This is a genomic window from Tessaracoccus defluvii, assembly GCF_014489575.1.
Classification (GTDB): domain Bacteria; phylum Actinomycetota; class Actinomycetes; order Propionibacteriales; family Propionibacteriaceae; genus Arachnia; species Arachnia defluvii.
On sequence record NZ_CP060789.1, the window covers coordinates 3,295,397 to 3,317,339 of the forward strand.

19 protein-coding genes and 2 pseudogenes are annotated in these 21,943 nt (G+C 68.9%); 12 read left to right on the forward strand and 9 right to left on the reverse strand.

What is annotated here, in order from left to right:
• Positions 1-2: 2 nt before the first annotated feature.
• The gene (locus tag H9L22_RS15555; RefSeq protein ID WP_187720701.1) at positions 3-989 is read left to right on the forward strand and encodes an ABC transporter permease; all 987 of its coding nucleotides are present in this window, start codon (positions 3-5) and stop codon (positions 987-989) included.
• Positions 986-3,235, forward strand: a complete 2,250-nt coding sequence (locus H9L22_RS15560) for an exo-beta-d-1,3/1,6-glucosidase (protein WP_226965913.1) — start codon at positions 986-988, stop codon at positions 3,233-3,235. The genes H9L22_RS15555 and H9L22_RS15560 overlap by 4 nt, the downstream gene beginning before the upstream one ends.
• 18 nt (positions 3,236-3,253) lie before the next feature.
• Here the strand turns inward: H9L22_RS15560 and H9L22_RS15565 are convergent, their stop codons facing one another.
• The 4 genes from H9L22_RS15565 to H9L22_RS15580 all read right to left on the reverse strand — a co-directional run bounded on the left by H9L22_RS15565 (position 3,254) and on the right by H9L22_RS15580 (position 5,232).
• Positions 3,254-3,529, reverse strand: a complete 276-nt coding sequence (locus H9L22_RS15565; RefSeq protein ID WP_187720702.1) for an SHOCT domain-containing protein — start codon at positions 3,527-3,529, stop codon at positions 3,254-3,256.
• On the reverse strand, positions 3,526-3,960 hold the full coding sequence (locus tag H9L22_RS15570; protein WP_187720703.1) for a DUF6325 family protein: 435 nt from the start codon (positions 3,958-3,960) through the stop codon (positions 3,526-3,528). Before H9L22_RS15570 ends, H9L22_RS15565 begins: the two co-directional genes overlap by 4 nt.
• 3 nt (positions 3,961-3,963) lie before the next feature.
• Positions 3,964-4,515, reverse strand: a complete 552-nt coding sequence (locus H9L22_RS15575; RefSeq protein ID WP_187720704.1) for an HdeD family acid-resistance protein — start codon at positions 4,513-4,515, stop codon at positions 3,964-3,966.
• Between the two features lie 99 nt (positions 4,516-4,614).
• Complete coding sequence (locus H9L22_RS15580; protein ID WP_226965914.1) at positions 4,615-5,232, reverse strand: TetR/AcrR family transcriptional regulator; 618 nt, start codon at positions 5,230-5,232, stop codon at positions 4,615-4,617.
• A gap of 90 nt (positions 5,233-5,322) precedes the next feature.
• Here H9L22_RS15580 and H9L22_RS15585 point away from each other — a divergent pair, with 90 nt between their 5' ends.
• Positions 5,323-5,985, forward strand: a complete 663-nt coding sequence (locus tag H9L22_RS15585) for an HAD family hydrolase (protein WP_187720705.1) — start codon at positions 5,323-5,325, stop codon at positions 5,983-5,985.
• On the opposite strand, the pseudogene H9L22_RS20615 reads toward H9L22_RS15585, so the two are convergent.
• Positions 5,982-7,613, reverse strand: a pseudogene (locus H9L22_RS20615) (formate--tetrahydrofolate ligase). The gene H9L22_RS15585 and the pseudogene H9L22_RS20615 sit on opposite strands and share 4 nt — an antisense overlap.
• 122 nt (positions 7,614-7,735) lie before the next feature.
• Here H9L22_RS20615 and H9L22_RS15595 point away from each other — a divergent pair.
• On the forward strand, positions 7,736-9,664 hold the full coding sequence (locus tag H9L22_RS15595; RefSeq protein ID WP_226965915.1) for a S9 family peptidase: 1,929 nt from the start codon (positions 7,736-7,738) through the stop codon (positions 9,662-9,664).
• Between the two features lie 158 nt (positions 9,665-9,822).
• A complete protein-coding gene (locus H9L22_RS15600) occupies positions 9,823-10,617 on the forward strand; it encodes an MBL fold metallo-hydrolase (protein WP_187720706.1) in 795 nt (264 codons plus the stop codon).
• 88 nt (positions 10,618-10,705) lie between these two features.
• Here the strand turns inward: H9L22_RS15600 and H9L22_RS15605 are convergent, their stop codons facing one another.
• The gene (locus H9L22_RS15605; RefSeq protein WP_187720707.1) at positions 10,706-11,308 is read right to left on the reverse strand and encodes a hypothetical protein; all 603 of its coding nucleotides are present in this window, start codon (positions 11,306-11,308) and stop codon (positions 10,706-10,708) included.
• Positions 11,309-11,502: 194 nt separating this feature from the next.
• Between H9L22_RS15605 and H9L22_RS15610 the strand changes: the two genes are divergently transcribed.
• The 4 genes from H9L22_RS15610 to H9L22_RS15625 are packed head-to-tail and all read left to right on the forward strand — an operon-like array spanning position 11,503 to position 16,044.
• Positions 11,503-13,116 (forward strand): hypothetical protein, encoded by a 1,614-nt coding sequence (locus H9L22_RS15610; RefSeq protein ID WP_187720708.1) that lies wholly within the window; start codon positions 11,503-11,505, stop codon positions 13,114-13,116.
• Positions 13,117-13,130: 14 nt separating this feature from the next.
• The gene (locus H9L22_RS15615; protein ID WP_187720709.1) at positions 13,131-13,364 is read left to right on the forward strand and encodes a hypothetical protein; all 234 of its coding nucleotides are present in this window, start codon (positions 13,131-13,133) and stop codon (positions 13,362-13,364) included.
• A gap of 2 nt (positions 13,365-13,366) precedes the next feature.
• Positions 13,367-14,950, forward strand: a complete 1,584-nt coding sequence (locus tag H9L22_RS15620) for a type I restriction-modification system subunit M (protein ID WP_187720710.1) — start codon at positions 13,367-13,369, stop codon at positions 14,948-14,950.
• The gene (locus H9L22_RS15625; RefSeq protein WP_187720711.1) at positions 14,947-16,044 is read left to right on the forward strand and encodes a restriction endonuclease subunit S; all 1,098 of its coding nucleotides are present in this window, start codon (positions 14,947-14,949) and stop codon (positions 16,042-16,044) included. Before H9L22_RS15620 ends, H9L22_RS15625 begins: the two co-directional genes overlap by 4 nt.
• 125 nt (positions 16,045-16,169) lie before the next feature.
• Here H9L22_RS15625 and H9L22_RS15630 read toward each other — a convergent pair whose 3' ends face one another.
• Positions 16,170-17,165: a PIN domain-containing protein gene (locus H9L22_RS15630; RefSeq protein WP_187720712.1), complete on the reverse strand. Its 996-nt coding sequence runs from the start codon at positions 17,163-17,165 to the stop codon at positions 16,170-16,172.
• On the reverse strand, positions 17,162-17,581 hold the full coding sequence (locus H9L22_RS15635; RefSeq protein WP_187720713.1) for an excisionase family DNA-binding protein: 420 nt from the start codon (positions 17,579-17,581) through the stop codon (positions 17,162-17,164). The genes H9L22_RS15630 and H9L22_RS15635 overlap by 4 nt, the downstream gene beginning before the upstream one ends.
• A 503-nt stretch (positions 17,582-18,084) precedes the next feature.
• On the opposite strand from H9L22_RS15635, the gene H9L22_RS15640 reads away from it, so the two are divergent.
• Positions 18,085-19,476 carry an IS1380 family transposase gene (locus tag H9L22_RS15640; protein WP_187720714.1) on the forward strand — a complete coding sequence of 464 codons (1,392 nt, stop codon included), beginning with the start codon at positions 18,085-18,087 and terminating at the stop codon, positions 19,474-19,476.
• Positions 19,477-19,576: 100 nt separating this feature from the next.
• On the opposite strand, the gene H9L22_RS15645 is transcribed toward H9L22_RS15640, so the two are convergent.
• The gene (locus H9L22_RS15645) at positions 19,577-21,019 is read right to left on the reverse strand and encodes an adenine-specific methyltransferase EcoRI family protein (RefSeq protein WP_226965916.1); all 1,443 of its coding nucleotides are present in this window, start codon (positions 21,017-21,019) and stop codon (positions 19,577-19,579) included.
• Between the two features lie 196 nt (positions 21,020-21,215).
• Here H9L22_RS15645 and H9L22_RS15650 point away from each other — a divergent pair, with 196 nt between their 5' ends.
• Both H9L22_RS15650 and H9L22_RS20620 read left to right on the forward strand, forming a co-directional pair.
• Positions 21,216-21,776: a TetR/AcrR family transcriptional regulator gene (locus H9L22_RS15650; RefSeq protein WP_226965917.1), complete on the forward strand. Its 561-nt coding sequence runs from the start codon at positions 21,216-21,218 to the stop codon at positions 21,774-21,776.
• Positions 21,773-21,919: pseudogene (locus H9L22_RS20620) on the forward strand (ATP-binding cassette domain-containing protein); the annotation flags it as partial. The gene H9L22_RS15650 and the pseudogene H9L22_RS20620, both read left to right, overlap by 4 nt.
• Positions 21,920-21,943 lie beyond the last annotated feature (24 nt).

The window sequence follows — 21,943 nt, forward strand, 5'->3', positions numbered from 1 at the left end:
AGATGAGCACCACCACCTCCCTCGAGAAGCCGGGGCAGACCTTCCTGGCGAAGCTCGGCTCCTCGTTCGCGATGTTCCGCAACGGCAAGTCCATCGCGGGCCTTGTCATCCTGGGCATCTTCGTCCTCGTCGCGATCTTCGCCGACGTGCTGGCCCCCTACTCGCCGACCGCGGTCAACCACACGGCCCGCTTCCAGCCGCCGTCGGCCGAGCACTGGCTCGGCACGACCCACATCGGCGAGGACGTGCTGAGCCAGGTGATCTTCGGCACCCGCGGCGTCATCGTCGTCGGCTTCCTCGCGGCCGCGATCTCCACGGTCATCGCGATCACCGTCGGCGTGCTGTCCGGCTACATCAGCGGCTGGAAGAGCGAGTCGCTGTCCGCCCTCACCAACGTGTTCCTCGTCATCCCCGGCCTGCCGCTCATCATCATCGTCGCGTCGATCTTCGAGGACCCGCCGCTGTGGGTCGTCGCCAGCGTGCTGGGCATCATCGGCTGGGCCTGGGGTGCGCGTGTGCTCCGCGCCCAGACGATGTCGCTGCGCAACCGCGACTTCGTCCAGGCCGCCCGGGCCAACGGCGAGCCGCTGCGTCGCATCATCACGATCGAGATGCTGCCGAACCTGATGGCGCTGATCGCCGCCAGCTTCGTCGGCACGGTGACGGCCGCCATCCTGAGCCTGACCACCCTGTCGTACATCGGCGTCATCCCCGTGACGACGTACAACTGGGGCACCATCCTGAACTGGGCGGCGGCGCAGGGCGCCTTCCAGCAGAACCAGTGGTGGTGGTACCTGCCCCCCGGCCTCTGCATCGCCGCCATCGGCGTGGCGCTCTCGTTGATCAACTTCGGTATCGACGAGTACGTCAACCCGCGCCTGCGGTCGGCCGGCGAACGCGCCCGTGCGCTGCGCAAGCAGGGCATCAACGCAAACTCCGCGGTGACGGCGGTCCGTCCCGTGGCGATGAAGAAGGAAGACAACAAGTGACCACCCTGCCCGCCGAGCGCTACCTCGACGCCGCCCTCCCCATCGACGAACGTGTCGCCGACCTGCTGGGCCGCATGACGCTGCCGGAGAAGGTCGGGCAGATGATGCAGCTCGACGCCCGCGACGACCTCGACGACATGGTGCTCAACCGCCACGTCGGCTCCATCCTGCACACCTCGCCCGAGCGGGTGCGCCGCGCCCACCAGCTGACGGCGACGACCCGGCTGCAGATCCCGCTGCTGGTCGGCGAGGACTGCATCCACGGCCACTCCTTCTGGGAGGGGGCCACGATCTTCCCGACCCAGCTCGGCATGGCCGCTTCCTGGGACGCCCGCCTGCTCGAGCGGGTGGCGCGGATCACCGCCATCGAGGCCGCCGCCACCGGCATCCACTGGACCTTTTCGCCGGTGCTGTGCATCACGCGCGACCTTCGCTGGGGTCGTGTCAACGAGACGTTCGGCGAGGACCCGTTCCTCATCGGCGAGCTGGCCTCGGCGATGGTCCGCGGCTACCAGGGCGACGGCCTGCAGGACGAGACGGCGATCCTCGCGACCGCGAAGCACTTCGCCGGCTACTCCGAGACGCAGGGCGGCCGCGACGCCAGCGAGGCCGACCTGTCGCGCCGCAAGCTGCGCTCCTGGTTCCTGCCCCCGTTCGAGCGGGTCGCCCGCGAGGGCTGCCGCACCTTCATGCTGGGCTACCAAACCACCGATGGGGTCCCGATCACCGTCAACGACTGGCTGCTCACCGACGTGCTGCGCGGCGAGTGGGGCTACACCGGAACCCTCATCACCGACTGGGACAACGTGGGGCGCATGGTGTGGGAGCAGAAGGTGCAGCCCGACATCGCCCATGCCGCCGCGGCGGCCGTGAAGGCCGGCAACGACATGGTCATGACGACGCCCGGCTTCTTCCAGGGGGCCCTCGACGCCGTCGCGAACGGGCTGCTGGTCGAGGCGGACCTCGACCGCGCGGTGTCCCGCATCCTGACGGTGAAGTTCGAGCTCGGCCTGTTCGAGAACCCGCGTCACCCCGACGATGCCCGCATCGCCGTCGAGGTCGCCACCGCCGAGCACGAGGCCCTCAACCTTGAGCTGACCAGGCGTTCCATCGTCCTGCTCGAGAACGACGGCGTCCTTCCGCTGCCCGCAGACCGCGCCCGCCGGGTCGCTGTCGTCGGCCCGCTCGCCGACGACGCGCAGACGCAGCTGGGCGACTGGGCCGGCGGGTCCGGCCAGGCCGGGTGGCTCGAGGGCCAGCCGCGCGACATGATCACCACCGTCCTGGACGGCCTGCGCGAGCTGGCACCGGCGGGCTGGGAGGTCACGCACGCCCGGGGTGCGGAGATCCTCACGCTCACCGACGACCCCGCAGGCAGGTTCTTCCCGGACGGCCAGCCGCGGCCGAGGCTCGTCGTGCCGGCCGCCGTCAACGAGGCGCAGCTCGCCGAGGCCGTCGCTGCGGCCGAGGCCGCGGACTACGTCGTCGCCGTGGTCGGCGACAGGATCGAGCTGGTCGGCGAGGGACGCTCGACGGCGACCCTCGAACTGATCGGCGGCCAGGTCGCGCTCCTCGACGCGCTCGCCGCCACCGGCAAGCCCATGATCGTGGTGCTGGTCGCGTCCAAGCCGCTGGTGCTGCCCGAGTCCGCCCGCAACGCGGCCGCCGTCATCTGGGCTGCGTCGCCCGGCATGAAGGGCGGCAGGGCGATCGCGGAGATCGCCTACGGCCACACGGAGCCCAGCGGCAGGCTGCCGATCTCGTTCGCGCGGCACGTCGGCCAGCAGCCGACGTACTACAACCAGATCCGCGGCCAGCACGGCAGCCGCTACGCCGACCTGACCCAGGCCCCCGCCTGGCCCTTCGGGCACGGGCTGAGCTTCACCACCGTCGAGTACTCCGACCTCGCGCTGGAGGCCGACGAACTGTCGTCCGCGGACGTGATCCGGGGCAGCGTCACGCTGCACAACACTGGTGAGCGGCCGTCGCTGGAGACGGTGCAGATCTACGTCAGCGACACCGTCACGTCCGCCAGCTGGGCCGACCAGGAGCTCAAGGGCTACCGGCAGGTGACGGTGTCGCCGGGAGAGAGCGTCGAGGTGGCCTTCGAGCTGCCGGTCGCGGCCTGCATGATCGTCAACGCGGCCGGGGACCGGGTGGTCGAGCCGGGCGCGTTCGAACTGCGGGTCGGCCCGTCCTCGGACTGGGCACGGCTGTTGACCGCCCCGTTCACCGTCGCTGGCTGATCACCAGCGGTGGACGGCTCAGCCGGCGGCGAGGATGTGCTGTTTCTGGGCCTCGAACTCCGCGTCGGTGAGCACCCCGGCGTCGCGCAGTTGACCGAGCTGGGCCAACTGGTCCAGCATGCTCGGCGCTGACGCCGGCGCCTGGGCGGGAGTTGGCGCCGGTGACTGGGCGGGAGCCGCAGTCTTGGCTGCGGCAGCATCCTGCGCGGCCCACCTCTGCTGCTGGCGTCGGTGGGTGTTACCGACGACACGGGTGGCCACGGACGCGCGGGCGGCGGTACGCAGAAGGCTCATGACTGGTTTCCTTCCAGAGTCGCTTCGAGATCGGCGAGGTCGATGCCGCCGGAGAATAGTTCAGTGCCCCCGACCGTGGCCCACGCGGCCGCGGCCGTTGCGAGGCTGCGGTCCTCATAGACGACTGCCAGGGCGAACCTCCCCGGCGTGAGTTCCCCGCTGATCTTGGTGAGGTCGTCGTCGTCGAGGATGTGCGAGGCGGCACCGTCGAAGATCGACAGGTCGACACTGCTGGTTGCGTTCAGGTCGGCCAGCGCGAGCCGCGTCACGGCCGCCTCAGCAGTCAGTGAGACGACCGCCAGGTCGAGGATCTCGATGATGCCCTGGTCGACTGCTTCGAGGAGGGCAGCGAGGCCGGGGCCGATGTCGGCACCGTCGTCAAAGCGGAAGACGACGTAGTCGACCGGGCCTGCGAAAGACTCGGTGGCCATGAGTCAGGCCTCCTTGCGCGCGATGATGGCGCGGAAGACGTTCAGCAGTCCCAGGACCAGCAGCGAGATGCCCAGCAGCCACCAGAGGAACACGGCGCCCCACAGCGCGTTGGACAGCAGGGAGAAGCCTGCGAGGATCGAGATGAGGGCGAAGACGATCGTCAGCGCCTTGGAGCTGGATCCCTCGAGCGCGAACAGGGAGGTGAACCCCTCAATGATCCACATGACGCCGATCATGACGGCCAGGAAGATGCCGAGGAAGGCGGCCGTCTGCTTCAGCGACGCGAAGGCGTAGATGCCGGCGACGATGTAGAGAACGCCGAGCAGTGCGTGGCCGACGCGTCCGCCTGTCGTCAGGGTCTTCGAGAGTGCGCCGATGGCCAGGTACACGATGCCGGCGAGGATGGCGTAGAGGGCGATGACGCCGGCGAGTGCGGCGGCCGTCTTCGCGGGCCACACGAGCAGCGCGATGCCGAAGGCGACGGCGACAAGGCCGCCGACCAACAGGGCGATCCGGGCCAGGTTGGAGGGACTTGAGGTGACAGGTGTGGACACGCGGGCCTCCTGAGGGCAGGACGGTCCCGCTCGGGACCGGCGTGCTCAGCATAGCGCCGCGGCTACCGGCGCGGAGCCGTTTGTGTCGGTTCTCGTCCGTCAGGCGAGTACAGCGGCGACGATCGCGTCGATCACGAACGTCGTGGATGCCTCGAGGTCGACTGCCTCGGGGCTCAGCAACCACTGCACCTGTACGCCGTCGAGGACTGCGAGGATCCCGGTGGATGCCGCGGCGATCACCGCCGGATCCGAGACTCCCCGCTCTGTGCACGTCTGCTCGAAGGCGGTGGCCACCTCGGCCCGGAGGATCCGGTACCGCTCCACGAAGTAGGGCTGGGCGGGACGCCCGGGCGCGACGGAGTCGCCCGCTGCGGCCAGGAAGGCCTGGATCATTCCGGCCTGCTTCGAGTTGGCGACGGCGATGTCGACCAGGTAGTGGAAGAGGTCCTGCCCTTCCGGGCGGTGTTCGAGCATGAGCCGGTCGCGGTAGGCGAGCGCCTCGACCAGCAGCTGCTCCTTCGAGCCGAAGTGGTGCAGCACCCCCGCGTGCGTCATCCCGACCCGATCCGCGATCTCGTGCAGGGTCCCGTGCGCGAACCCCTTCTCCGCGAACACGTCGGCGGCGGCCCGGACGATCTCTGCTCTGCGGAGCGCCGTTGCCGGCCGCGGCCCCAGGGCCTTGCTGGTCCTGCTCGGCTCCTCCATCGGTACGCTCATGGCGACCTCCCCCCTGTGCCGCGGTTCCCCCGACGCGGCAGTAGGGACAGAATAGGCCGCGTGTGAGCGGCAGGGGTAGGCTCCCGGAACGTGCCCACCACCTTCTCCGCCGTCCTGTTCGACTGTGACGGCATCCTCGTCGACTCCGAACCCATCACCAACGGCGTCCTGCGGGAGATGCTGCAGGAGCTCGGCTGGGACATCTCGGAGGAGGAGTGCGTCCGTCGCTTCGTCGGCAAGGCGTTCCTCGACGAGTGGCAGGTCATCTACGAGCACACCGGCCACCGCATCGACATGGACTGGATCCTCGGCTTCCGGGTGCGGCGCAACGCGGCACTCGAGGCGCGGCTGACGGCGGTCCCCGGGGCGGTGGAGGCGGTCCGGGAGATCGCGTCCCGGCTGCCGGTGGCCTGCGTCTCGGGCGCGGACCGCGGCAAGATCGACATGCAGCTGGCAAAGATCGGGCTCACCGACGTGTTCGGCGAGCACGTCTACAGCGGCATGGAACTGGAGCGCAGCAAGCCCGACCCGGCCGTCTACCTGGTGGCGGCCGAGGCGCTCGGCGTCGACCCGCGGACGACGGCGGTCGTGGAGGACTCGGGCTCGGGCGTCCGCGCGGGCGTCGCTGCGGGGGCGACGGTGTTCGGCTACGCGCCGGGCGAGCCGACGTACCTGTCGCCGGAGGAGCTGACGAGCCTCGGCGTGACGACGGTCTTCGCTTCGATGGCGCAACTGCCGGGGCTGGTCGCCTAGAACAGGCCGACGATCTGGCCCTCGTCCGTCACGTCGATCGTGCTGGCGGCAGGGACGGCCGGCAGGCCCGGCATCGTCGTGATCGAGCCGCAGATCATCACCTCGAAACCCGCTCCCGCGCTGAGCCGGACCTCCCGCACGTCCACCACGTGACCCGACGGTGCGCCGCGCAGCGCCTTGTCGGTCGCGAACGAGTACTGCGTCTTCGCCACGCACACCGGCAGGTGCCCGTTGCCCTCGGCCTCCAGTTGCCGGATCCGACGGTGGACCGACGAGTCGGCCGTGATGTCGGCCGCACCGTAGACCCGGGTGGCGATCGCCCGCATCTTCTCCCACAGGCCCGCGTCCCGCTCGTAGGCGTAGCGCGGCTCCTCGGTGCCGTCCCCCGCGGCCTCCATCACCGCGAGCGCGAGGTCGCGGGCGCCGACGCCACCCTCGGCGAAGTGGCGGGCCTCGACGGCGGGCACCCCCAGAGCGGAAGCGGCCGCCAGGATCGCGTCGACCTCTGCCGGGTCATCCTCGGCGCGCCGGTTGATCGTCACCACGCAGCGTTGCCCGAACAGCCCGCGCAGCGTCGTGACATGCCGCTCCAGGTTCACCAGCCCGCGGCGCACCGCCTCCACGTCGGTCGTGGGGAGGTCAGCGACGGCGACGCCCCGTGGTACTTCATGGACCACACCGTCGCGACGATCACCGTCGCGGCTGGCCGGAGACCGGCGTCGCGGCACACGATGTCGAAGTACTTCTCCGCCCCCAGATCGGCTCCAAACCCGGCCTCCGTGACCACCCAGTCAGCCAGGCCCAGCGCAGCCTTCGTGGCGATGACGGTGTTGGTGCCGTGCGCGATGTTTACGAACGGGCCGCCGTGGCACGAGGTTCGGGTTGAGGGCGTCGCGCAGGAGCGCGGCCATCGCGCCGTGGGCGTCCAGGTCGCGGGCGCGGACCGGGCGACGGTCGACGGTGTGCGCGACGACGATCTCGCCCAGCCGCCGCTTCAGGTCCTGCAACGAGGTGGCCAGCCCGAAGACGGCCATCACCTCGCTCGCCGGCACGATGTCGAAGCCGCCCTGGCGCGGGTACCCGTTGCCGATCGGGCCGAGCCCGGTGACGACCTCGCGCAGCGCCCGGTCGTTGACGTCGAGGACCCGGCGCCACGTGATGCGTCGCTGGTCGATGCCCAGCGCGTTGCCGTGGAAGACGTGGTTGTCGATGATCGCGGCCAGCAGGTTGTGGGCGGCCGCTATGGCGGCGAAGTCGCCGGTGAAGTGCAGGTTGATGTCCTCCATGGGGATGACCTGTGCGCGGCCCCCGCCCGCGGCGCCGCCCTTCATCCCGAAGACGGGCCCGAGCGCAGGCTCGCGCAGGGCCAGCATGGCCCGCTCGCCCAGCCCGGTGAGCGCGTCGCCCAGGCCGACGGTCGTCGTCGTCTTCCCCTCGCCGGCCGGGGTCGGCGACACGGCCGTGACGAGGATCAGCCGTCCCTGGGGCCGCTCGGGCATCCCGGCGAGCACCGACAGCGGCACCTTGGCCTTAAGGCGTCCGTAGGGCTCGATGCCGTCGACGGGAATGTCCAGGCGGGCGGCGATCTCTGCGATCGGCAGCGGCGTCGCGGCCCGGGCGATGTCCATGTTGCTGAGGAACAAGGGTCGGCCCTTTCGGTGAGGTCCGCCAACTATTTCAAGCCGCCGGGACACGCGGAGGTCGGGGAGGCGGTCGGGCCGGTTCGGCAGGAGGGTGGCAGAGTGGGGCCGTGTCCGAACCCACCTCTCCCTGGTACGACCTCGACTCCTACATCACGACACCCCGGCTCGGTGGCCTGGCCCTCAGCCTCGACGGCGGCACGCTGGTCTGCGGTGTGCAGGGCCCCGACAACGACGCGACCGGCTATGTGACGTCCCTGTGGCGCGTCGACGTCGACGGCGGTCGGGCGGCCACGCGGCTGACCCGTTCCGTCAAGGGCGAGGCCATCGCGGCCTTCCTGCGCGACGGGTCCCTGGTGTTCACGTCCAAGCGCGACGTGCCCGCCGCGGGCGAGGACGCGACCAAGGACTCCACGAACGCGCTGTGGTGCCTGCCTGCGGGTGGTGGCGAGGCCTATGTGCTGGCGCGCCGCGACGGCGGCTGGGGCAGCGTGCTGACCAGCCCCGAGACCGACCGCGTGGTGCTGGGCGTCTCGATGCACGCCGGTGTCGCCGACGACGAGGCCGACGCCGCGAAGCGTGCGGCCCGCAAGGACAAGAAGGTCTCGGCGATCCTGCACGACGGCTACCCCGTCCGCTACTGGGACCACGACCTCGGCCCCGAGAATCCGCGGCTCCGCGCCGCCACCGTCACGGGCGACGGCGACCTGACTCTCAGCGACGTCACCGACCTGACCGGCGACGTCGGCCCGGCCCTCGACGGCGTCGCCTACTCGCGTGACGGCGGCACGATCGTCGCCGAATGGACCGACCGGCTCGCCGGCGGCGTCTCGGTGACGCGGCTGATCGCCATCGACCCGGAGACGGGGGAGCGGCGCATCATCGCCGCCGCCGACGACGCCGAGTTCGGCGGCGCCGTCCTCAGCGCCGACGGCCGGACCGCCGTGTGCTCCAGGTACCGGATCCCGACCGCCGACATCGCACCCGACTGGAAGCTGTGGCTCGTCGACGTGGCCACCGGGGAGGGCCGGTTCCTGGCCGAGGACTGGGACCGCGTGGCCCACCCGGTCGCGTTCAGCCCCGACGGCGCCACCGTCTACGTGACCGCCGACGACGACGGCGCGGCGCCCCTGTTCGCCGTCGACGTGGCGACCGGCGCGGTCCGCCGCCTCACGCAGGACGGGGCGCATGCCTCCGCGCTGCTGAGCCCCGACGGCTCCACGCTGTACGCGGTGCGGTCGTCGTGGATGAACCCGGGGGAGATCGTCGCCGTCGACATCGCCACCGCGCAGAGCCGCGTCCTGCGCGCCCCCGCCGAGTACCCGGCGCTGCCCGGGCGGGTCGAGCGGGTCGAGACGACCGCCGTCGACGGCACCCGCGTGCCCGGCTGGCTCGTGCTCCCCGACGGCGCCTCCGCCGACGCGCCCGCCCCGCTGACGGTGTGGGTGCACGGAGGCCCGGTCAGCTCGTGGAACGCCTGGTCGTGGCGCTGGTGCCCGTGGCTGCTCGCGTCACGCGGCCAGGCCGTCCTGCTGCCGGATCCTGCGCTGTCCACCGGCTACGGGTTCGAGTACCTGCAGCGCGGCTGGGGCCAGTGGGGCGGCGCCCCGTACACCGACGTCATGGCGCTGACGGATGAGGTCGAGGCCCGCGCCGACGTCCGTGACGACGCGTCGACCATGATGGGCGGCTCGTTCGGCGGCTATATGGCCAACTGGATCGCGACGCAGACCGACCGCTTCCGCGCCATCGTGACGCACGCGTCGCTGTGGGACCTCGAGAGCTTCGGGCCGACGACGGACGCCTCGTGGTACTGGAGCCGGGAGCTGACGCCGGAGATGGCGGCCCGGTTCTCGCCCCACCGGTACGTGTCGCAGATCTCGACCCCGATGCTGGTGATCCACGGCGACCGGGACTACCGGGTGCCGATCGGCCAGGGGCTGGCGCTGTGGTGGGAGCTGAACCGGATGCACCAGGGGACCCGGCGGAACTGCCGCACCGGTTCCTGTACTACCCGGACGAGAACCACTGGATCCTGACGCCGCAGCACGCGAAGCTCTGGTACGAGACGGTGATCGAGTTCCTGGCGGCACATCGCGAGGGTCGGCTGCCGGGACGCCCCGAGCTGGTGTGAGTCGTTCGCTGAGGAGCCGCGAGGTACGAGCGGCGTCTCGAAGGGCCCGCTAGCCTCGTTGTCGTGACCGACAGCGCAGCCAGCACCCGACCCCTTCTCACCTGGCTCGGCCAGGCCGGCGTCATCATCGAGGCCGGCGACACCCGGCTCGTCATCGACCCGTTCCTCTCACCGCACCCGAAGCGGACGCTCCCCGTCCCCGACATCGCCCTGCTCGACCTCGCCCGGATGGCCGCCGTCCTGTGCACGCACGAACACGACGACCATCTCGACCCCGGCTCGATCCGCGCCGTCCGGGCATCCTCGCCCGACGCCGCCATCGTCGTGCCGGCGCCGCTCGCCGACGAGGTCCGCGCCAGCTTCGGCGGCGACGTCGTCGGGGCAGTGCCCGGCGAACCGATCTCCATCGGCGACGCCGTCGTGACCCCCGTGCCCGCCTGGCACGCCGTCAACACCGACGAGCCGATCGGTGACTGGGCCACGGAGACGACGACGGCCCGGTTTCTCGGCTACGTCGTCGCCCTCGGCTATGAGGTGCTGTTCCATTCGGGTGACACCGTCCGCAGCCCGGAGATGGCCGACACCCTCCGGGCCCACGGCGTCACCGCCGCCCTGCTCCCGATCAACGGCCGCGACGCGCAGCGCGAGGCGATGAACATCGTCGGCAACCTGACCGCGGCCGAGTCGGCCGACCTTGCCGCCGACGCCGGAGCGACGCTGCTGGTGCCGATCCACTGGGACATGTTCGCCAACAACCCCGGCGATCCGGAGGAGGCGCGGGCCGAGGCAGCGCGACGCGGGCTGGGCTGCCAGGTGCTCCGGCACTACGAGCGGGTGCCGCTGGCCCCGACCAGGTAGGCCGGAGGGCCCGAGGCGTGGGACCGCCGACGAGTCAGGTCCCCCCAATGTTCATCTGACTCGCCGGCGGGGTTCTTGGGTGAGCGGTTCAGTGCCCGGGGCGCGGATCGAAGGGCTGAGGCTCAGGCTGTGCGTCCAAGGTCGGGCCCGGCGCGGCGTCGCCGTCGCTGGCTGCGGTCGGGCGGGGCGTGCGGCGCCTGCGTCCGGCCAGCAGCAGGATCAGCGATGAACCGGCGAGATGGGCCGCGGCTCCCAGCCCGAGGATGATGAGCAGCGACTCCGACCGACGATCCTTCATCTGCCACATCGACCACTCGTGGGCGTGGGAGGTGGCCGTCATCTGTGCCTCCAGGAGTCGTGCCTGCCCTTGCAGGAGCGAGTCGTTCTGCTTGCCGACGATCTCGAGCATGTCGTTGGTGTACCAACCGTTGACCACCTGCTGTTTCGGGGCGCTGTCGGCCGAGTAGTCGCGAAGGTCCTTGAGTGCCGCGGCGCCGCTGAAGTCGTCCGCGAAGCCTGACTGGACCGTGGATCGGCCCTCTGCGGGCGGTTCGGGGAGGACGGGGAATGGCTGCCGCATCAGGACGATGATCGCGATCATGACCGCCGTCCAGACGACGAGGCGGTACACGTGGAGGGCTGCGGGGGCCGGGCTCGTCCCGGGGATGGCTTGGGAGACTGCGTGGGGCATGGAGTGCCTTTCATCAGGAGGTGGTGATGGTCCAGGCGCCGTCGGCCGTGGTGACCAGCAGCCGTGGGTCGATGGGTCAACGATCCCAAGTCGGTGCGCAAAGGGCTTCTCGAGTCACGATAAGAGGGGTTATCGGTAATACGAGGTGTCCGTGTCGACCCTCTCGCTAGTGTGGGCATCGAAGGGAGGCAACCATGCTCATCACAGCTACCGACGTGGCGATGATCGCCCGGGTCCGCCGTCCCGTCGTCTCCGTGTGGCGAAAACGTTACGTCGGTGTAGACGCCTTTCCTGAGCCCGTCGCCGACGGAGCGTTCGACGCGGCCCACGTCGTCGCGTGGCTGGCCGAGCATGGCCGTGGGAACAACCGCCAGCCTGAGCGCATGCTGCCACTGCTCACCATGTTGAGCGAGGCGCGCGCCGACGTGACGCGGGCGATGGACCTTTCAGCCGTGCTGGCGTTCCGCGCGGCCTTCGGCGAAACCCTCGTCGACCACCTCTCGGATGCTCCCGGCCGCGCCATCGATGCGGTCGAACGGCTCGATCGCCTCACGTGCTTCGCCCGCGAGGTCCGCGCCCTGGGCGATGAGCTTCCGAGGACGGCCCTCGCGGTCGACGCATTCCTCGACGAGCGCTTCGGAGCGGCCGACGCCATGCAGTGGTTCACCGACGACTGCCTGGTGCGCCATCTTCCGCTCTTCGGCGCCGCCGCGCTGTCGGCAGAGGCCGCGGAACTGATCGCGCACGCCGCGCTCACCCTGACGGACGGGGCAGGGGGCCGGGGTCTGCTTGACGCGGCCGGCACCGGCTTCGCCTGGCTGTCTCGGTTGCCCGCGGAGTGGCCCGGCCGCGTCGGCATCCGTCTCGACGAATCGCCCGTGGGCCGCCACACCCGCCGGGTCCTCCAGACGGGCGACTGGGACACGTACGCGGTCGCCGACGAGCGGGGATGGGGTGTCGCTGTGCATGCCGCCCTCGACGCCGATGACGCGGAGCTCTTCAGGCGCGCCGCGCTCGTCGATGACGATCAGATTCGGCTCCTCGTCGGACCCGCGCGCCTCCTGTGTGACGAGACGGGTGATGTGGTCGCCCGGGATGAACTTCTCCGCGACGGCGTCGTCAGGGCGGTGGTGAAGCTCCCGGCGGGCTGCCGCCCCGCCCATCCGCGGGAAGCGTTGGCGATGTGGCTGGTGGCGGAGCGTGACGAGTTGCCGTTCGAGCACCATCGCACCTTCGTGGCCGACCTCACTGGCGTCGCGCTGACTGCCGAGCTGATCGGCGACCTCGCCCGGGACCTCGCCGTCGCCGCCCTGGACGCCGCTGTTCAGCAGCACCGCTCCTGGCGCGTCCTTCGGCCGGTGCTCACCCGGCACCTCCTCGCCCGCGGCGGCTCACTGGTGGCTGTTTCCGCCGTTCCCGCCCGTCGGGCCGCAGCAGACTTCTCCGCCGATGAGCTGCCAGCCATGGCCGCCCAGCTCGGGTTGGCGGGTTTTCCTGCCCTGTCGCGCGGCCCCGGGACCGGTAGGCGTGAGGTTTCCGCCCAGGCTGGTATCGCGGACGGCTGGCTCAGGCTGGTCTCCGGCTCACGGCTCCCGCTCGCGGAGCTGGGCAACGGAGACCTCGCCGTCTGGACAGTGGCCGAGGGCCGACTGGACCGCAGCGTGGGCGTCGACAGGCTCACTGCGCTGGCGCACCGTCGCGCCTGGCTGACCCGGCCCGGCGATGTCATCATCGGCCCCGGGCCGAGCGCCGTCGTCGACGCTCACGGCGGATCCCTCGTCGCCGCCCCGCCCGGGCCCTGCGTTTGACGGCGAAGGCGCCGGTGACCGCTGGGCAGCTTTCCCGCGCCGTCGCTGCTGCGCCCCGCGGCACCAAGCCGCCGCAGTGGCGGCTGACCGCCCTGGATGCCGCCCAGCGCGATGCGCTGTCCGCGGCTTCTGACAAGATCGGGCAGCGTCGGGCCGAGCTCGATGCCCAGCTCGACGCCCTGAACACGTTCGAGGACGCACTCCTCGACGCCTGCGAGACCACCACAATCACCCTGGAGACCCGCTGACCATGGCCAAAACACCCGCCGCCCCTGCCGCACCCTGCACCGCCAAGGAGCTCAAAGACCTGCTGTGGAAGTCCGCTGACAAGCTGCGCGGCTCGCTGGACGCCAGCCAGTACAAGGACATCGTGCTGGGGCTGGTGTTCCTCAAGTACGTCTCGGATGCGTTCGAGGAGCGCCGCGAGCAGATCCGTGACGAACTGATCGTCGAGGGCTACGACGAGGCCACCGTCGCCGAGACCCTCGAGGACCGCGACGAGTACACCGGCTCCCAGGTGTTCTGGGTGCCGCAGAACGCCCGCTGGTCCTACCTCGCCGACAACGCCAAGGGCACGCCGGACAAGTCCACCGGCGAGTTGGTCGATGACGCGATGCGCCTGCTGATGGAGGAGAACAAGTCGCTGGCCGGCACCCTGCCGCTGGCGTTCAACCGGTCCAGCGTGGACATGCGCCGCCTCTCGGAGCTGATCGACCTGCTCAACGGCGCCCGCTTCACCGGCTCCGGCGCCACCAGGGCACGCGACCTCCTGGGCGAGGTCTACGAGTATTTCCTGGAGAAGTTCGCCCGCGCGGAGGGCAAGCGCGGCGGCGAGTTCTACACCCCGGCCGGCGTGGTGCGGGTGCTGGTCGAGGTGCTGCGCCCCACGTCGGGCCGCGTCTACGACCCCTGCTGCGGTTCGGGGGGCATGTTCGTGCAGGCGGAGAAGTTCCTCGAGTCGCACCACCGCTCGCCTGGCAGCATCTCCGTCTACGGCCAGGAGCTCAACGAGCGCACCTGGCGGATGGCGAAGATGAACCTGGCCATCCACGGGATCCTCGGCAACCTCGGCTCCACCTGGGGCGACACCTTCGCCCGCGACCTCCACCCGGACCTCAAGGCCGACGTGGTGATGGCCAACCCGCCGTTCAACATCAAGGACTGGGCCCGCCGCGAGGACGACGCCCGCTGGGCCTACGGCGTGCCCCCGGCCGGGAACGCCAACTACGCCTGGCTCCAGCACATCCTCAGCAAGCTCACCCCAGACGGCCAGGCGGGCGTGGTGATGGCCAACGGCTCGATGTCGTCCAACAGCGGCGGGGAGGGCCAGATCCGCGCCGAGATGGTGGAGGCGGACGTGGTGAGCTGCATGGTGGCACTGCCCACTCAGCTGTTCCGCTCCACCGGCATCCCGGTGTGCGTGTGGTTCCTGGCCAGGAACAAGGGTGCCTCCGGGGAGGCGAAGACAGACCGCCGCCGCCAGACGCTGTTCATCGACGCCCGCAACCTCGGCCACATGGTCGACCGCGCCGAGCGGGCACTGAGTGACGACGACATCGCCCAGATCGCGGGCACCTTCGCCGCTTGGCGCGGCATCGAGGGCGAGTATGAGGACGTCCCCGGCTTCTGCCGCTCTGTCCCGACGGCGGAGATCAAGGCCGCGGGCTACGCGCTAACCCCGGGCCGCTACGTCGGCACCGCGCCGATCGAGGACGACGGTGAACCGCTCGACGAGAAGATCGAGCGGCTCACCAAGGAACTGTTCGAGGCGATGGACGAGTCCGCACGCCTCGACGCGGTCGTCCGCGAGCAGTTGGGAAGGGTCGGTCGATGACGTACGTTGCTCTGGGCGATGTCTCGCTGAACTTGGACGCGAAGAGGGTGCCCGTCCGCGCGTCGTTCCGTCGGCCTGGCCCATACCCCTATTACGGGGCGTCCGGGATCGTCGATTGGGTGAGTGACTTCCTCTTCGAGGGCCGGCACCTGCTCGTTGCCGAGGACGGTGAGAATCTCCGAAGCCGCAGCACGCCCATTGCGTTCTTGGCGGATGGACAGTTTTGGGTCAACAATCACGCGCACGTGTTGACGGCGAGACCAGGTGTTTCCGATATCCGGTACCTCTGCTACCAGCTACAGCTGATAGACGTCACGGGATATCTGACGGGCTCAGCTCAACCCAAGCTCAACCGGTCCGCCCTCGACAGTATCCAGATCTGGTTGCCTGACCTCGCCACCCAAACCGCCATCGCCGACGTCCTGGGAGCGCTGGACGACAAGATCGCCGTGAACGAGCGGGCCAACTCGATTGCGTCTGCATTGTCGCAGTCGCTGCTCGCTCGCGCATCTGCCTCAGTTCCGTCGGTCCCACTGGGCCAGCTCGCCGTCGTCCCGAGGCGGACAGTCACACCAGTTCCGGGTGGCGTGTGGCACTTCAGTCTGCCTGCCTTCGACGATGGGGAGGTCCCCAAGCTGGAGGACGGGACCGATATCAAGAGCGCCAAGCAGCGCCTGGATCGGCCATCTGTGCTGCTCTCCAAGCTGAACCCGCGCATCCCTCGAGTGTGGGATGCGGCGAAGATCCCGGAGATGCATCCCGCTGTGGCGTCGACGGAGTTCATCGTGCTTGAACCGCGGTCGGGATCAACCGCTGAACTAGCAGCAGTTCTGAGGATGCCCGCAACGGTCGATGGCCTCCAGTCACTGGCCCGCGGTACTTCGGGATCCCACCAGAGGGTGAGTCCAGCTGACGCTATGGCTCTTGAGGTCCCGGACGTCACACAGCTCCCCGCCGAACTACGCCGCACGCTGACCGACTTGGCCACGGCGTCGGCCAGCAGACGCACAGAGTCGGGGCGCCTCGCCGCGACCCGCGACGCTCTCCTTCCCGAGCTCATGTCCGGCCGGCTCACCGTAGGGGAGGTCGCTTGACCCCGCGGCGCCGTCGTCGGGGCAACTCATGCCCGGCTCGTGGACCGTCGGAATGCCGTATCCGTGCGTCTCCATCGGGGATCGGTCACGCAGGAACGGAGGGGGCATCGCCGCTGACGACGTTCTCAGGCGCGGCGGAAGACCTGCCCGGCGCTGGGCATTGCCTTCCCCAGGCCCCAGACCCGCCACGTGCCGTCCTCGATCTTGACGAGGGTCATGAAGACGACGTCCGACAGGATGAAGGAACCGAACGCCTGGGCCGCGTGCGCCGCCTCGGGTACGAAGTGGACGAAGCAGATGTCGTCGCTGTCCACCGCCGGGAAGACGCGGGAAGCGATGCCGAAACCCTCCAGCAGATCGTTGGCCCACCCGAAGTCGCCGAACGCGCCTGGGTTGAGGGTCAGCTCAACGAGTGCAGCGTTGGGTGCTCCGCTTCCGTCCAGGGCGCCGAACCACATCATGGCCACGTGGAGCGGATCCCTGAGGTCAGGGATGGCCAGGCCAGCGGCTGGGGTTGACTCGTCTTCCACGGCCACGAGCAGCGGAACGGCACTGATGTCCGCTCGGGGCGCCTCGCCCCACTGGTGCACGGCGTTCGCGAAGGTTGGGGCCAACGGAGCGAGTTTCGCCAGGAGATCGCCCAAGTTCGTGGGCGGGCGGACTCGTCTGGTCGCGTCGCGGAGTAGGGCAGCACGGACTGCGTCGATGTCCACGGACCAGACCTGGAACAAGAACTGCTCTGGGTGCAGCACGTCGATCTCGAGCCGGTCCATCTCGTCGGTCGGGAAGTCTCTCAGGTTGACCGTGACGAGTGCGTCAGCTCCGGCGGCCACGGCGGCGGCGAGGACATGTCGATCCTTCGGATCACAGTTCACGGTGGCCTCGAGATGCTCATAGCCGGTCACCATCGCCTCCGGGAACGCCTCCGTCATCGCCTGAATGCGACGGGTTACGTCGTCTCGAGGGAGCCCAAGTTTCTCGACAAGCGCCCGGCTGGTCTCATCCAGGACGGCTTGAGACCATCGGGGAATGAACAGGCCGTCCTCCGCCATGGTCAGGAGGACGCTCATGAGGTTGTAGGGGACCAGGACGTTGGCGTCGAGGAAGACGATGGGTGTCATCTTGTCTCGATGAATCCTTCGGTCTCGAGCTCAGGCGCGTAGGTCTCAGCCATCTCCGCGAGCGCCGCCGCCCGCCTCGCCGGAGCCTCCTTGAGGTAGGCCTCGATGGCGGCCCGAGTGACACGGCGGTGGACGCCTGCCGGCCTCTCAAACGGGATCAGGCCCTCGTCAAGGAGGCGCACAAGGCTCGGACGACTGATCCCGAGCAAGTTGGCGGCTTCCTGGGTCGAGAGGAGGGGCTTCGCCCTCGTCACGACGACGTCGTCACCCGCCTCCAGGCCGTCGACGATCTCCACGACCACCTTGAGTGCACGGGGCGTCAGCCGGTAGCGCCGCCCCTCGACTATCAGCTCGGCCATTGCGTCCTCGCTTGCCTCATCAAGGAAGACGAAGTCCGTCGGAGTGAGAGTTGACATGCTCCAAGACTACTCTCAAACGAACAAAACGAAACCCTCCGGCGCTGCGCTCCTGGCAAGGGTCTGGTCGACTCGGTGGAGATCACTGAACAACAGTGATGTGCATTGAAGGACAGTGAGTCAGTTGGCAGTCGCCGCGAGGCGGCTGGTGATGTGCTGATGCAGGTCGTCGACATAGACAGGAAGCTGCATAGACCGGAGCGAGAGGGAACCACACTCTGGCTCACGCCAGACAAATACGTCGGCCTCCGGGGCCTGAATGCTCTCCAAGAGTGACAGGGCTTCGGCGTCGCGGCCGAGCAGATGACGGACGAACGCGCGGTTGGCGGTGTTCAGCCCCGGCTGCTTCAGTGGCAGGCGCGACGCCCGGTCCAGTGGTCCTAGCCTCGTGCTTTCATGACGGTGGGTGGACTGTAGTGGCCTGAGATAGCGAAAGTGCCCCTGACTTGGGATGATGTGTTTTGCGAAGCACAATCATTCAACAAGCGAGGAGCACCTTCGAGGTGAAGAGTACCGGCTCGTATCCCAGGGTTCATGTCGATACCGCGAAGGTGACCGCGGTCGGCCAGGCTGGCGGGATCCTGCTGACCGAAACCATCCGCGCGGCCGGCCTGGACCGGGCCCTGTCGGAGGCGCTGTCGCGGTGGCGGAAACCGTTGGCGGTCCACGACCCAGGCAAGATCATCTGCGATCTGGCGATGTCGCTGGTGCTCGGCGGTGAAGCGTTGAGCGACCTCGCTACCCTCCGTGCTGAACCAGGGGTCTACGGCCCGGTGGCCTCCGACCCGACCGTGTCCCGCCTGATCGCCGCCCTGGCCGAGGACGCAAACAAGGCCATCAAGGCGATCGCCGGAGCCAGGCAGCAGGCCCGCGCCAGGGTCTGGGCCCTGGCCGGTGAGCATGCCCCCGACCACGAGTCGACTGCCGAGGATCCGGTGGTGATCGATCTCGACGCGTCGCTGATCACCGCCCACTCGGAGAAGCAACGCGCGGCTGCGACGTTCAAACGAGGCTTCGGGTTCCACCCGCTGATGGCGTTCGCCGACCACGGACCTGAGGGCACCGGCGAAGCCCTGGAGGTCCACCTACGCCCCGGGAACGCCGGCTCGAACACCGCCACCGATCACATCACCGTCACCAAGGCCGCTCTCGCGCAGCTCCCCGACCGGAACCCGCGGCCCGGACGCCGCGTGCTGATCCGCGCGGACGGGGCCGGCGGCACGAAGGAGTTCACCAAATGGCTGACCGGGCGCAGGGTGGCGTACTCGGTCGGGTTCACCCTCCCCATGGACACCCCCGACCTCTACCACCTGGTCCCTGAGTGGGTTTGGGTGCCGGCCCTCAACAGCGATGGCGAGGCTCGCGAGGGGGCCGATCTTGCTGACTTCACCGGACTGCTGGATCTCGACGGCTGGCCTGCCGGGATGCGGGTGATCGTCCGCAGAGAACGGCCCCACCCCGGCGCTCAGCTGCGGTTCGACGACGTCGACGGCTACCGACTCACCGCCTTCGCCACCAACACCACCCTCGGCACCCTCCAGCAGCTGGAGCTCAGGCATCGTCGCCGCGCCCGCTGCGAAGACCGGATCCGGATCGCGAAAGACACAGGCCTGGCCAACCTCCCGTTGCACGGGTTCAACCAGAATCGGATCTGGTGCCAGATCGTCGCGCTGGCCTCCGAGTTGCAGGCCTGGAGCGTGATGCTGGCCCTGGCCGGTCACCAAGCCCGCCGCTGGGAACCGAAACGGCTCCGCTACCGGCTCTACACCATCCCCGCGACCCTCGCCAGAAGAGCCCGCCGCACCGTCGTCCACTTCAGCGACCGATCCCGCTGGGCCGAGCTGATCATCGACAGCATCACCCGACTCCGAAACCTCCCGGCACCCGCCACCTGACCCCCAGACCTCCACACGACCCACCGAATCTGGCAGCTCCCGGCCTGGAAACCCGCACCGCAGACGTCACGCGGGGTCTTGTCGCACCCACCTGCAAGAATCAGAACAACCTCGACGCCACCGGCGCCGACCAGCCCCACACAGGGCCGTCATGAAATATCGAGGCTAACGCCTGTGCTGCACTCTTTGGAATCAGGCAGAACCCAAGGTTGTTGAGCGCCTCCCCGTCGGCAGGGTTCATGTAGGCCAGCGCAGTGAAGATGTCAGCTGCCTCGTCAGGCCTACCCTCCTGTAGGTGGCGTACAGCCTCGCTGACAAACTGATCAGTGCTCAGGTCGCGCCTCTGCGGAAATGTCTGAGGCGTGGACTGGGCCAAGCGGTCGAGGGCTACGGCTGCAACGTCTGTCTCAACCAAACGGGCGAGCCACTCGGTCACATGGGTCGCAAACCATGCGCCGTATGTGTGGGAACTTGAGTTGCGATCAAGGCGTGTCTCCCAGAGTCGTCGCCAGGCGTCTGACGCGGGGAGGTCGGTGATCATCTGCGTGATGACGTCCGCGACGGTGGGTGAGACCCCGACACGCAGGATGGGGATGACATCCAGCCCGCGCTGAGACAACTCGCCCCAAATGCCGAGAAAGTCATCATCTGAGGTTGTGCGAGCGCTTGGCGGTGTCGCGGCGTGCCTCCGGAGCCGGAGTAGCAGCGCGGTCGTGCTGGCACCCGCAACCGGTGAGTCCAGATCGCGGAGCATAGCCTCGGTAGCGTCGAAGCGGGAAGCTCCCGAGGCGATCTCTATGGGCCGCGAGACGCCGGTCATGACGAGTCCTCCGAGGACGTTCAGAGTCGTGGTGGGTCTGGAGACACCGAGTTCGAGCAGCGTGTCACGGCACTCTTCCGCGCACGTAGGACCTTGGGGACCCTCCCTGAAGTAGCGGATGTGAGGGAACACTTCGGCGTAGGTGATCGCATTGTTGCTGCCAATAACCGAGAACCGCTTCTTGCCCTCGATGAGCCAGGTCGCAAAGGACCGAAAGAGGCTGAAGGGTGGGTTGGTGATGACGAAGTCAGCCTCGTCACGTAGCGCGGTCACCTCGGCAGAGCGGAAGTCGCCATCGCCGTTGAGGTACTCCCAGCGGAGGTCATCCACGTCTATCCGGCCATCGCCAGAGATGTCCTGGGCGGTGAGGGTGAAGATCTTGCCGCGCTCCCTGTCGAGTACCTCATCAAACTGCGGGTCATCGAACAGCGTGGGCGTGTAGAACGCGGCCTCAGCGTTGCTGTTGGGCGCGTAGCTCGTGGAGATGAGCTTCTTCAGCCCGAAGTCGGCAAAGTGGAGGGCGAAGAGCTTGGTGAAGTTGCTCCACTCCGGGTCGTCGCAGGGTAGGAGGATCGTCTTGCCGCGGAACACGTCGGGGTCGAACTCCAGGTAGGCGTTCATCTCGCGTTCGATGTCGGCCCACTGTGTGTAGAACTCATCGTCCTTCGCCGCCTTCGCGGCACCAAGTTCAGCGTTTGCCATGAGTTCTGCCTCTCTGGTCATCCTCCGGTTCAAGGCTATCGGGGCCGGGCGCACCTCGACTCTGTACACCCCGCCCCTGCCAATCGATCTAACGTCCCAATCTCCCCGTATCCTTGCCGCATGTCCTCGCGCACCACCTCGGAGCTAGGTGTACTGACCGGACACGTTGATCGACTGATTCTGTTACTCGGTAACTGTGACTGGGTATCATTGCGGCATGACTGTTCCGATTGACCGCCGACGTTTGCATGACATCGCCCTGCGCCTGTTCCGCGAGTTTGGCTACGACACCGTGTCGGTGGCCCAGATCGCTGAAGCGGCTGGAGTGTCACGGATGACCTTCTTCCGGCACTTCTCCAGCAAGGAGTCCGTCCTGGTGGAGGACATGTTCGATCCGGCGATCGCACTGGCCGTCGCCGCCCAGCCAGCGTCAGCACACCCGCTCGAGCGAGTGGTGGGCGGCTTCCTGGCCGCGCTGAGCGAGCCCGAAGCGGCGCGCGAGTTGTCGTCTCCCCAGTTCCGGGACCGCATCCAGCTCGTCGCGGCCACGCCCTCTTTGCGTGGGGCTGTCTGGGCTTCCAGCGCGGCAACGGAGCAGGCGATTCGCGAGGCCCTGGTCAGCTCCGGCACATCCGCCGACCAGGCGCGAGCTGCTGCAGGGGCCGTGATGGGGGCCGCCACGGCGATCCTGCTGGGCTGGGCGGCCGAGCCCGAGCCCAGCCATGTTGCGATGGCCCTTGCCGGCGGGCTGCAGAGCTTGTTGGGCTCGGCCCGATGACCGCCGCGCTGACCTTGTCGGGGATCCAGGTCCGGCTGGGCGGACGCGAGGTGTTGCGTGGACTGGACCTTGAGCTGTCCCACGGACAGATTCGTGCGCTCGTCGGCCTCAACGGTGCGGGCAAGACGACCGCACTGCGGGTGGCGCTGGGCATGCTGCGACCCGAT

Coding starts and splice junctions, on each gene's coding strand:
- H9L22_RS15605 (WP_187720707.1), bottom strand. CDS start 11,308: ATGCCCCACGCAGTCTCCCAAGCCATCCCCGGGACGAGCCCGGCCCCC.
- H9L22_RS15555 (WP_187720701.1), top strand. CDS start 3: ATGAGCACCACCACCTCCCTCGAGAAGCCGGGGCAGACCTTCCTGGCG.
- H9L22_RS15630 (WP_187720712.1), bottom strand. CDS start 17,165: ATGACACCCATCGTCTTCCTCGACGCCAACGTCCTGGTCCCCTACAAC.
- H9L22_RS15635 (WP_187720713.1), bottom strand. CDS start 17,581: ATGTCAACTCTCACTCCGACGGACTTCGTCTTCCTTGATGAGGCAAGC.
- H9L22_RS15565 (WP_187720702.1), bottom strand. CDS start 3,529: ATGAGCCTTCTGCGTACCGCCGCCCGCGCGTCCGTGGCCACCCGTGTC.
- H9L22_RS15580 (WP_226965914.1), bottom strand. CDS start 5,232: ATGAGCGTACCGATGGAGGAGCCGAGCAGGACCAGCAAGGCCCTGGGG.
- H9L22_RS15645 (WP_226965916.1), bottom strand. CDS start 21,019: ATGACCAGAGAGGCAGAACTCATGGCAAACGCTGAACTTGGTGCCGCG.
- H9L22_RS15610 (WP_187720708.1), top strand. CDS start 11,503: ATGCTCATCACAGCTACCGACGTGGCGATGATCGCCCGGGTCCGCCGT.
- H9L22_RS15650 (WP_226965917.1), top strand. CDS start 21,216: ATGACTGTTCCGATTGACCGCCGACGTTTGCATGACATCGCCCTGCGC.
- H9L22_RS15570 (WP_187720703.1), bottom strand. CDS start 3,960: ATGGCCACCGAGTCTTTCGCAGGCCCGGTCGACTACGTCGTCTTCCGC.
- H9L22_RS15620 (WP_187720710.1), top strand. CDS start 13,367: ATGGCCAAAACACCCGCCGCCCCTGCCGCACCCTGCACCGCCAAGGAG.
- H9L22_RS15625 (WP_187720711.1), top strand. CDS start 14,947: ATGACGTACGTTGCTCTGGGCGATGTCTCGCTGAACTTGGACGCGAAG.